Annotated in this window: 9 protein-coding genes; 5 read left to right on the top strand and 4 right to left on the bottom strand. The window is 54.1% G+C overall.

Going from position 1 to position 9383, the window contains the following annotated elements; all coding sequences use genetic code 11:
• The first annotated feature begins 307 nt into the window (after window positions 1-307).
• Together AC0QH1_RS10005 and lepB are read left to right on the top strand one after the other, a co-directional pair.
• The gene (locus tag AC0QH1_RS10005) at window positions 308-1081 is read left to right on the top strand and encodes an SDR family oxidoreductase (RefSeq protein WP_324630938.1); all 774 of its coding nucleotides are present in this window, start codon (window positions 308-310) and stop codon (window positions 1079-1081) included.
• Between the two features lie 220 nt (window positions 1082-1301).
• Window positions 1302-2738 (top strand): signal peptidase I, encoded by a 1437-nt coding sequence (gene lepB, locus AC0QH1_RS10000; RefSeq protein WP_324630937.1) that lies wholly within the window; start codon window positions 1302-1304, stop codon window positions 2736-2738.
• A gap of 90 nt (window positions 2739-2828) precedes the next feature.
• On the opposite strand, the gene AC0QH1_RS09995 is transcribed toward lepB, so the two are convergent.
• The 3 genes from AC0QH1_RS09995 to AC0QH1_RS09985 all read right to left on the bottom strand — a co-directional run bounded on the left by AC0QH1_RS09995 (window position 2829) and on the right by AC0QH1_RS09985 (window position 5626).
• Window positions 2829-3350 (bottom strand): hypothetical protein, encoded by a 522-nt coding sequence (locus tag AC0QH1_RS09995; protein ID WP_324630936.1) that lies wholly within the window; start codon window positions 3348-3350, stop codon window positions 2829-2831.
• A 151-nt stretch (window positions 3351-3501) separates the two neighbouring features.
• Window positions 3502-4995, bottom strand: a complete 1494-nt coding sequence (locus tag AC0QH1_RS09990; protein ID WP_324630935.1) for a pentapeptide repeat-containing protein — start codon at window positions 4993-4995, stop codon at window positions 3502-3504.
• Window positions 4996-5299: 304 nt separating this feature from the next.
• Window positions 5300-5626, bottom strand: a complete 327-nt coding sequence (locus AC0QH1_RS09985; protein WP_324630934.1) for a hypothetical protein — start codon at window positions 5624-5626, stop codon at window positions 5300-5302.
• 268 nt (window positions 5627-5894) lie between these two features.
• On the opposite strand from AC0QH1_RS09985, the gene AC0QH1_RS09980 reads away from it, so the two are divergent.
• The 3 genes from AC0QH1_RS09980 (at window position 5895) to AC0QH1_RS09970 (ending at window position 8649) form a co-directional block, all read left to right on the top strand.
• Window positions 5895-7319, top strand: coding sequence for a DUF4336 domain-containing protein (locus AC0QH1_RS09980; RefSeq protein ID WP_324630933.1), 1425 nt, complete (start codon window positions 5895-5897; stop codon window positions 7317-7319).
• Window positions 7320-7390: 71 nt separating this feature from the next.
• Entirely contained in the window at window positions 7391-8359 is a 969-nt protein-coding gene (locus AC0QH1_RS09975; RefSeq protein WP_324630932.1) for a DNA/RNA non-specific endonuclease, read from the top strand.
• Between the two features lie 5 nt (window positions 8360-8364).
• Window positions 8365-8649: a DUF2934 domain-containing protein gene (locus AC0QH1_RS09970; protein WP_324630931.1), complete on the top strand. Its 285-nt coding sequence runs from the start codon at window positions 8365-8367 to the stop codon at window positions 8647-8649.
• 263 nt (window positions 8650-8912) lie between these two features.
• Here AC0QH1_RS09970 and AC0QH1_RS09965 read toward each other — a convergent pair whose 3' ends face one another.
• A complete protein-coding gene (locus AC0QH1_RS09965; RefSeq protein WP_324630930.1) occupies window positions 8913-9311 on the bottom strand; it encodes a nuclease A inhibitor family protein in 399 nt (132 codons plus the stop codon).
• Window positions 9312-9383: the final 72 nt, after the last annotated feature.

Here is a 9383-nt window from a genome sequence, read left to right as displayed (position 1 = left end):
CACAGATTCCGAGCCAACCGGAGACACGACCCATTTGGCAAGGCTGGATGCCCTGTAAATCCTGGTATCGCCCAATTCGTAAATGTAGGGAGCTAGGTTAGAATCCAAGGACAATTTATGTTCTCCAATTAGCTCCAGACGGAAACGATTTGGAGGCGCATCTGGGCAAAAGCTCCCAGTGCGCGCTGAGGAAGCCACCTTCCTGGGATACGGGGAGCAGGCCTGAGGCCGACCGCCCTACCGGGACACCCCCACCTTGCGCCAGCAGGTGGGGGAGCATTCAAATTGATAGTTACTCAAAGCAGTTATGGTTTCGGTAAAAGACCAAATCGTGTTAATTACAGGTGCCAGTAGTGGCATCGGGGCCTCTTGCGCCCGCCAATTTGCCGAGGCGGGTGCGAAATTGGTGTTGGTGGCGCGACGCGACGATCGCCTGGAAGAATTAGCAGCACAACTCAAACAAGCGTTTAACACCGAAAGTTTGCTCGTCCCCCTAGACATTCGCGATCGCGCCACGGTGACATCGGAATTCTCCAACCTGCCGATGGCTTGGAAATCCATCGATATTTTAATCAATAATGCTGGTCTGAGTCGCGGTTTAAATAAACTCCACCAAGGCAATATCGACGACTGGGAAGAAATGATCGACGCGAATGTAAAAGGATTGCTTTACGCCACCCGCACCCTGGTTCCGGGGATGGTAGAACGGGGGCGCGGTCATGTGGTGAATATTGGCTCGATCGCCGGTCGGGGGGCGTATCCGGGGGGCAATGTTTACTGTGCCTCGAAAGCGGCTGTCCGCGCGATTTCTGATGGGTTAAAACAGGACTTGCTGGGCACGCCGGTGCGGGTAACGGAAGTGGAACCGGGTTTGGTGGAAACCGAATTTAGTATTGTCCGCTTTCACGGCGATCGCGATCGGGCGAAAACCGTTTACGAAGACCTCACACCCCTGACTCCCGACGATATCGCTGATGTGGTGATGTTCAGCGTCACTCGCCCGGCTCATGTCAATATTAGCGAGGTGTTGGTGGTGCCGGTGGATCAGGCGAATGCCACTCAAGTTCATCGCCGACGCTAAACTAAAAAAAAAATACCTGCGAAGCGAGAATTTTGGCGATGCAAAATGCTTTCGGGTCTGAACCCAACCGCCCTACCCAACGGAGGGGGATGAACGTGGCAAAACTATTCCTCATCCTCCTGCTGGGTGGTTTTGCCCTCTTTTTTGGGGTGCGCGATTTCCGGCAACTGTTTTCTCGGTGCGGGCCTATGGGTTTTTCTGCAAAAAAGGGTGGGTTAGCATGACATCGGCGAAGCTGCAAGCACAGGCGAAAAAAGGCAATCCGAAAGCGATCGCGGCATTGCTGGAACGACAGTTTAAGTCCCAATCTCTCCGGGCGAAAGTTCGGTTAACGCGGGGCTGTTTGCAGGTTATCCTGTCGTCGCCGCAGTTGAGCGATCGCCAGGTCTATATTTCGGCGATCGCACAGCTGCTAATGACTTTAAACGTCAAGGGTATCCGACGGGTAAAAATCCTGGCCAAATACCCCCATCAAAAAGCCCCCAGTTGGACTCACGATTTTCTCCTCCCCACTCCCTCGCCCGCCCACCGCCGCGTGCCAGGGCGGCGCAAAAATTCGGGGACTGCTCGTCGCCGCCCCCGCGCGCTTCACCGCCGCCCCACCCAGAAAGACCCTTGGTTGGCGGTGAATTTATCGGTTTTATTGCCGGGATTGGGACAATGTTATGCCGGCAAACTCTTGCGAGGATTGGGGTTTTTTGTGGTAGAAGCCATTTTGCTAGCGATCGCTCTTGCCACTTTTTTCAGCCCCACGGGCAATTCCCTCACCAGTTTCGGCTTGCTTTTTCCTATTTTTATCTTTTATATTATCAACATTATCGATGCCCATAAGTGTTTTAGAACTATTTCTTTCTCTCAGTTAGAAAACGTTCTCAAAAACAAACGGAATAGAAATAACCCCTGGGTTGCAGTTTTTCTCTCGCAGATTTTACCGGGGTTGGGTCATCTTTATCTCAACAAAATGTTTTTGGGCGCGGTGTTCCTCATCGGTTTGATTTTGGCCTCGAATGTGGCGCGAGTGTATGAAGGATGGATTGTGGTGCCGCCTTTGATGTATGCGATCGCCGCTTATCATGCTTATTTTCTCGGGTCGCGAGGGCAAGGCGATCGCCCCGAACCAATTGTCTGGGTGGTGGCGCTGATTGTGACCCTGAAAGTCAGCTTTATTCTCCTGCCCGCTGGGGTGGAACATCATTTCGTGCAACGATTTACTATTCCGAGCAATTCGATGCAGCCTACCCTGCAAGCGGGCGATCGGATTTTGGTTCGCAAATCCCCGGACTATCGCCCTCAATTCGGCGATGTTGTCGTGTTTCGCGCCCCTAAATTCGCCCAACAACTCGACCCCAATGCTGGGGAATTGTTTATCAAGCGCGTCATCGGCACCCCGTTAGAAGTGGTCAGCCTCCAAGATGGCATCTTCTATATCAACGATCGCCCCTTACAAGAAAACTATCTCGGCTCTCTGCCCACTTACCCCTTCGACCGACAACTCGTGCCGGAAGATAGTTATTTTGTCCTCGGAGACAACCGCGACGAAAGTTTTGATTCCCACGTCTGGGGTTTTGTCCCGCGCAAAGATATTATCGGCCAAGCTTATAAAATCTACTGGCCCAGGTCGCGCATCGGGGCGATCGAATCGGTGAAACAAGAGTGAAACAGCAGCAAAGCCCCGCACCCAAGAAGGGTGGGGCGTTGCTCTGGATCGACGCTCGCCGACGCGGGCTATGACGCGCGCTCGATGCGGTTAAAATCTCAATCCGACGCCTCCTTGTAGGGAGATGGCAGTGTCGCTCTCATCTTCGTAAGCATCAAAGGCGATCACGGCATTGCCAAATAAAACAAATCGGGTATTGGGCACGGAATAGTCTACTCCCGGTTGAATGGCAAAGCTGACTTTATCCCCCACGGGGGTATCGCCACTGGCAAGGGCGGCACCGGCTCCTAAATACACATCCGCTTGCCAGGTGAGGGGAAAATCATAGGAAATGGTGGGCACGACGGCACTCCCATCCCCGCTAAAAAATCCTTGGGCGCGTAACGACAAGGGCACCGGCAGCAGTTTGTAGCGCGCCGCCACAACCACGGCATTGTAGCGCTCGTCATTGTCCACTTCTGTCAATCCCACGGAGCCACCCACCCCAACATAACTGCCATAGGCGGCTTGCGCGGCTGAGCGATCGCTGCTCAAACCAATGCTGCTGGCGATCGCCACGCTTCCCAGGGCCAGTGCGCCCACTTTCGAGAAAATAGCCTGGAGACGTTCCATATCCCTACTCCTCATTACCGATAATAAAATAATCCATCTGCTGGGTCGATTTTACCTTACCCGATGATTGGTGGGCGAAAAATTGTCAGTTGGCCATCTGCAATCCTCGAAGGGCAGGCGGAGGCTCCTCGGTGGTGGGGATGAGATGGGTCTATTCGGGATTTTCCGGCGAGAACTGCTCGGTCATTTGAGAGCAGAGGGGATGAGTGCCGCCTTGGGTGCAGATATAGACAATTTGCTTATCGTCGAGATTTTGCGCTTTGGTAAAGTCAACCCCGCGCAGCAAACCGGAAAAGGAGTCATTGCTCGATTCGAGGAAGCGATCGCTTTGTTGTCCTTGGGCCGACAAGAAGTTGGCTCCCCGAAAATCGGCTCCATCCACAGTGGCTCCCTGCAACTGAGCCGAAGTGAGGTCAGCCTGCTGCAAGTTAACGTTTTTGAGTTGAGCGCCCCGCAAATCTGCATCGATCAGTTGGGTAGCGCTGAGGTTGGCATCTTCGAGGTTGGACTGACGCAGATTAGCACCTTGCAGGTTCGCTCCTTGCCAATCGGTGGCGCTCAAGAGTGCCTGGTAGAAGTTGGCTCCGGTTGCCGAAACTTGGGGAAGGCGCGCGCCGATCGCCTGGGTTTTGGCGAGATTGGCTTGGGATAAATTCGCGCCTGCGAGGATAGCGTCGGTCAGGTCGGCTTGGCGCAGGTCCGCCCCGATCAGTTGGGCGTTGTCGAGATTAGCTTTTGTGAGAATACTCCGGAATAAATTGGCGCGATCGAGGGTAGCGCGAGTGAGATTGCTGTAGGCAAAGACCGCATGAGTGAGAAATGCCTCGGTAAAATCGCTGTCGGCAAGTTCGCTACTGGTGAAGTCGGCAGTTTCATCGTCATAAGTCCCGAAGTTGCCATCCTTGCCCGCCCCATAAAATTGACTGCCCCTAAAACTGCCATGATTTAAGAGCGCGCCGCGCAGTTGAATGCCCGATAAATCGGTTTTTTCCAACACCAAGGTAAATTCCCCGTCCGGAAGTTGGGCCAGGTGAGTGCGGTTGAGGTCGATGTGCGCGAGTTGAGCGCTGTAGAGCTGCAGCAGTTTGGCGATCGCCCGTTGGGTGCTTCGCAGTCTCTCTTCCACAACTTGACGTTGTTCTTCATCCGTGCTATAGCGCAGGGCATCGAGATCCGTGCGGGTGGATTGATTTAATTTTTGCAAATAGGGTAACGCATTCGGTCCGCTACTGACCAAGGCTTGTTGCACGGCGGCGAAGCGTTCCCGGTCCGTTTCCAAACCGAGCAGATCTGCTAAAAGCTGAATCTGAGCCTCTGGGTTTTCTAAACTCCCCAACGCCAGAATCGCCCCTTGACGTTCGTCTGGTGCGAACTGTTGAACCCAGCGGAGAAATTTCTCCTGCTGTAGGCGATCGCGATCGCGATGCTCGATTTGCCCTTGGATGTAGAACTGGGTGCCCACAAAGGTGCCCAACACGGCGCTGAGAATGAGGGCGATCGCCAGCACCAAACTGGTACCGGGATGTTGCAGGATCCACAGCCACAGTCCCCGGGGTGCCATCATTTTCGACGGCGGGAGTGGGGGGCGATCGCCTCCCCCTTTTTTCCCCGAAGTCTCGATTTTGCGTGAATGAGTGCTTTTCATCGTTTGCGAATTCCTCTCAACCCGGTATCTGCCACTGGGAACCCATATTTTAGCAAGGGCGATCGCGATCCAGCGCCTTCGATCGGTGAAAATCGATGTTGCGCTTGCGAGTCAGGATTGCCCGAGCCACCGTCCCTGCGCCCACTCGTACCCTGGGTCAGTATAGCACCTGTCGGCGCAGTTTTTGCACTCCAAGGCATGATATGGATCGCGGATCGATGCCATTCGGGCGCGGCGGGGGTGGGGGAAGCTCAGGGGGCGGGTTTCGAGGGGGAAGATGGAGGGTGCTTTGGGCCAGCGATCGCTATGGATTTGGGTCATTGTCAGACTGGGAGGCGAGGAAAAATTTATATCCCACATAGCCTACCGCGCCGACGATTACCAGGGTAACAGCCAAGCGAATTAAATTTAACACGGTACTGACCACCGAGATGGCCAAAATACCCCCTACCACGATGGTCGCCCCTTTTCCAGTATTGGAGAGTCCTCCATACCAGACGCTCAATTGTTCGGAAAGGGATTTGAGGGTTTGCAACACTTCCCCATCCCGTTTCAAGGGTTGGGTGCGATGAATGTCCGTTTTCAGGTCTTCGAGTTTGCGCTTTAGGCGTTCGGGATTTTGGGAATTCATAAGCAGTTTTGGGGGAATGACGACGATGGGAAACCGGGACAACCGCTGCGATCGACAGCGGATGCCGCTGGTTGTTATTGTAGCGAATTTCTGGGGGCGCTGACGAGACTATCTCCGAGGGGCAATTTTACATCATGTGACATGTTCCCAGGGTTAATGGGGTTATTTTTTCCCGGTGAGGAAAATGCAGGCAATAATAAAAATCGTGAAGCAAAGGTAGCCCGAAACCGCGAACCACTCTTGCCAATTTCCCGAAACGGCGATTGCGATGGTCATACATTCTCAAATTGCATGCGTAGGGACAAACAGTGTGGGCGATCGCGGGTCTGAGTGGCTCGCGATCGCCACTTTACGATCGACCAAAACTCCTAGCGATCGCGAACCCCCCGGACTCGGAATTAAACTGGGGCGCTCCTTTGGTAAAATAAGAAAATCATGGAGAACGACCAGGGATTGGCAAGTGAGCAGAGCGATCGTGAACGGGATCGAAACCATTGGCAAAGGGCAACAGAGAGGGACTCAGGACGATTCATGGCCATTTTGGCCGATCGTGCCCCTGTACCCCTATCGCAAACGAGTCACCTTGCGACGGGAAGTGGTGAAAGATACGATCTGGACATTCGAGCAGGTGCAGGGCATCCTTTACGTGGTGGTGCCCATTCGGATGACCGTGGTGAAGTTATCCCAAGGGGGGTTGCTGGTGTATGCACCGGTGGCACCCACGGCGGAGTGCCTGGAATTACTCAACGAGTTGGTTGCGGCACATGGGGAGGTGAAATATATTATCCTGCCCACGATTTCCGGGTTAGAACATAAGGTATTTGTCGGCCCGTTTGCGCGACGCTTTCCCCAGGCGCAGGTGTTTGTCGCGCCCCAGCAGTGGAGTTTTCCGCTAAACTTGCCCTTAAGTTGGCTGGGGTTTCCGCGATCGCGCACCCAGGTTCTCCCGGAAAATAGCAGCAAAACCCCATTTGCCGAAGATTTTGACTATGAAATCCTCGGACCGCTGGACCTGGGACTGGGGGCATTTGGGGAAGTGGCATTTTTTCACAGGCCCTCGCGCAGCTTGCTAGTCACCGACTCCGTACTCTCGGTTCCGGAAGCACCCCCGGCGATCGTCAACTCGGATCCCTATCCGTTGCTGTTCCATGCCAAAGATAATGCCACAGATGCGATCGCCGATAGCGAAACGGCCCGTCGCAAAGGATGGCAGCGCATTTGCCTGTTTGCCTGTTACTTCCGCCCCAGCGCCTTAGAAACCATCGAATTCAAGCAAGCGTGGCGCGACGCGCGCTATGCCAGCGATCGCTCTAAAAAAGCATACTTCGGCTTGTTTCCCTTTGCGTGGAAAGCACATTGGCAGCGATCGTTCGAGGCATTGCGCGGTGGGGGACGTTTATTCGTGGCTCCAATTTTGCAAAAACTGATTCTCAACCGCGCCCCGAAAGAAACCCTCGACTGGGCCGATCGCGTTTCTCGGTGGTATTTCGAGCGGATTATTCCCTGCCATTTTGACGCCGCGATCGCCGCCGAGGCGCATCAGTTCCGACAGGCGTTTGCCTTTCTCGAAAAGCAACCGCGATGGAATGGCAATGGGGCGAATTTACCCCCGGAGGACTTTGAATTTCTCACAGAACTGGAGGAGGTACTCGATCGGCGCGGCATTACGCCACCTGCGAAAACGCCAGTGTGAGGTGCGGCCAGGTCGATCCTGAAACGGGACGGAATCGGCGTACAATGGGCAAAATTAACGGTTTAAAGACCATGATGCAAAACCAAACCACTTGGCTGAAAAATCTGGGGGTAGTGGCGATCGCTACTACCCTGCTGTTGAGTTTGACCGGTTGTCCCACGGAAAAAAGGGCGGTGCGCGCCCCCCTGACCGGTACCTGCGAATGTCCCTACGATTTAACCCGCAGCGGACAATTGTGCGGCGAGCGATCGGCCTATTCCCGAGGCGGAGGCGATCGCCCCGTCTGCTACGTCAGCGATCGCAAAGGGCGATCGACCCGAGGCAATCATTTGCTGATGGGCAACCCCAGCAACGCCAAACCCAATCCCAGCAATCCGAACAACTATTTAATGGAAAAGCCGCAATACGCTTTGTCCTACAACCGCAGCACCGGCATAGCAAACTGGGTCAGTTGGCAGCTCAATCCTTCCTGGTTAGGCAATGCAGACCGACAAGATGACTTTCGTCCCGATGGTTCCTTGCCCGGTGGATTTTACCAAGTGTCCCCCTCGGATTATCGCGGCACCGGTTACGATCGCGGTCACATCGTTCCTTCCGCCGATCGCACCCGCAGCAAGCGAGATAACAGCGCTACCTTTGTGATGACTAACATGATGCCTCAATCCCCCGCCAATAACCGCGAGGTGTGGCGAGAATTGGAAGAATACTCCCGGGATTTAGTCGATCGCGGTAAGGAACTGTATATTATCGCCGGATCGGAAGGAAAAGCCAAAACTATTGCCAATGGCAAAGTTACCGTTCCCCAGTACACCTGGAAAGTTATCGCCGTTTTGGATAAACCGGGACAAGGAGTAGGCGACATCACCCGCGAGACGCGCACGATCGCGGTGCGAATCCCCAACAGCCAACGGGTCGCCAATACAGACTGGCGGGATTATCGCGTCTCTATCGATGCGATCGAAGCCGCCACCGGCTACGATTTTTTCTCCAATGTCTCCCGTTCCGTGCAAAAAACCATTGAAAGTCGCGTCGATCGGTAAGTGTGATGCCTAGCGAGATTGTGTTCTGCTCCGGAGATAAGTGTCCCCTGAAACAACAATGCGTCCGCTTCACCACGCGCGGGTTCGGACGTCAAGATTTTTTCGTCGGGGTGCCGTATAATTTCCAAACCGAGGATTGCGATTACTTTTTGCCCCCTTATCGTCCCACCGAAGCGGACATTCGCATGCGAGCATATTACCTGTGGGCCGCTGACGGGGGTCCGGAGGGCAAATCCCTCGACTATTGGCTGCAAGCTTGTCGCGAAATGAACCCCCCCCAGTCGGGTTAGGTTCCCACCCCAGGGTGCAAGTTCTTGAGCCTCCCTCCTCTGAAAAGGCGCAGTAGAGACGCGATCGCTCGCGTCTCTATCCGTCATATCAAGCTCTTTGCAATAGCACGCGAAGAATTCCTCCGCATCGGTCTCCCTGAAAAGAAAGGGCATTGCGCTGTTCCTACAGGGGCAATCAAACTGCCTGGTTTTCTGGCGTTGGCAATGTTTCCTTTGTTGGCCAACTTAGGGTAAACCGATGGGGTTAGAATAAGCCAACTCGCCTAGGTTTCCACCACGGTGGTGGCAATTCCCGCCACCGTTCCCGAGGGGGTTTTGCCAATAACGAAGGTATCGATTTCTACTTCTCCGATGCGATAAACCGTGAGGTCGGCGAGATTGTTTTTCAGAAAATGCACCAGCTCTCGATATCGCCGTACTCGTTCTCGTTCTGAGGCATCTTGCCACTCTTTTTCAGTTACAGCGCGCTGAAAAAAATCGTCTGGATTTTTTTGTTGGATGGATGCGGTGGGTTCGCGTCCCGCCGCTTGAATGAGTTCTGCGGGGGAAACGGTTGGTTTATCCCAGGATACCACGTTCCAGGGATAATCGGCCTCACTCATCCACAAGAGACCGTCGGTGAGTTCTGCTAGTTTTTCGGTAATGGATTGGCGATCGCTCATCGAAAATTAGGGGTTGGTAAGGGGGGCGAATGGAAACCCCTGTCATTTATGTATGGGGAGGAATTCGCCCCC

Source organism: Phormidium sp. CCY1219, from assembly GCF_055795085.1.
Note: the sequence above shows the minus strand (reverse complement) of the source record. Positions and strands in the feature narration are given on the sequence as shown.

Coding starts and splice junctions, on each gene's coding strand:
- lepB (WP_324630937.1), top strand. CDS start 1,302: ATGACATCGGCGAAGCTGCAAGCACAGGCGAAAAAAGGCAATCCGAAA.
- AC0QH1_RS10005 (WP_324630938.1), top strand. CDS start 308: ATGGTTTCGGTAAAAGACCAAATCGTGTTAATTACAGGTGCCAGTAGT.
- AC0QH1_RS09970 (WP_324630931.1), top strand. CDS start 8,365: ATGCCTAGCGAGATTGTGTTCTGCTCCGGAGATAAGTGTCCCCTGAAA.
- AC0QH1_RS09965 (WP_324630930.1), bottom strand. CDS start 9,311: ATGAGCGATCGCCAATCCATTACCGAAAAACTAGCAGAACTCACCGAC.
- AC0QH1_RS09975 (WP_324630932.1), top strand. CDS start 7,391: ATGATGCAAAACCAAACCACTTGGCTGAAAAATCTGGGGGTAGTGGCG.
- AC0QH1_RS09980 (WP_324630933.1), top strand. CDS start 5,895: ATGGTCATACATTCTCAAATTGCATGCGTAGGGACAAACAGTGTGGGC.
- AC0QH1_RS09985 (WP_324630934.1), bottom strand. CDS start 5,626: ATGAATTCCCAAAATCCCGAACGCCTAAAGCGCAAACTCGAAGACCTG.
- AC0QH1_RS09995 (WP_324630936.1), bottom strand. CDS start 3,350: ATGGAACGTCTCCAGGCTATTTTCTCGAAAGTGGGCGCACTGGCCCTG.
- AC0QH1_RS09990 (WP_324630935.1), bottom strand. CDS start 4,995: ATGAAAAGCACTCATTCACGCAAAATCGAGACTTCGGGGAAAAAAGGG.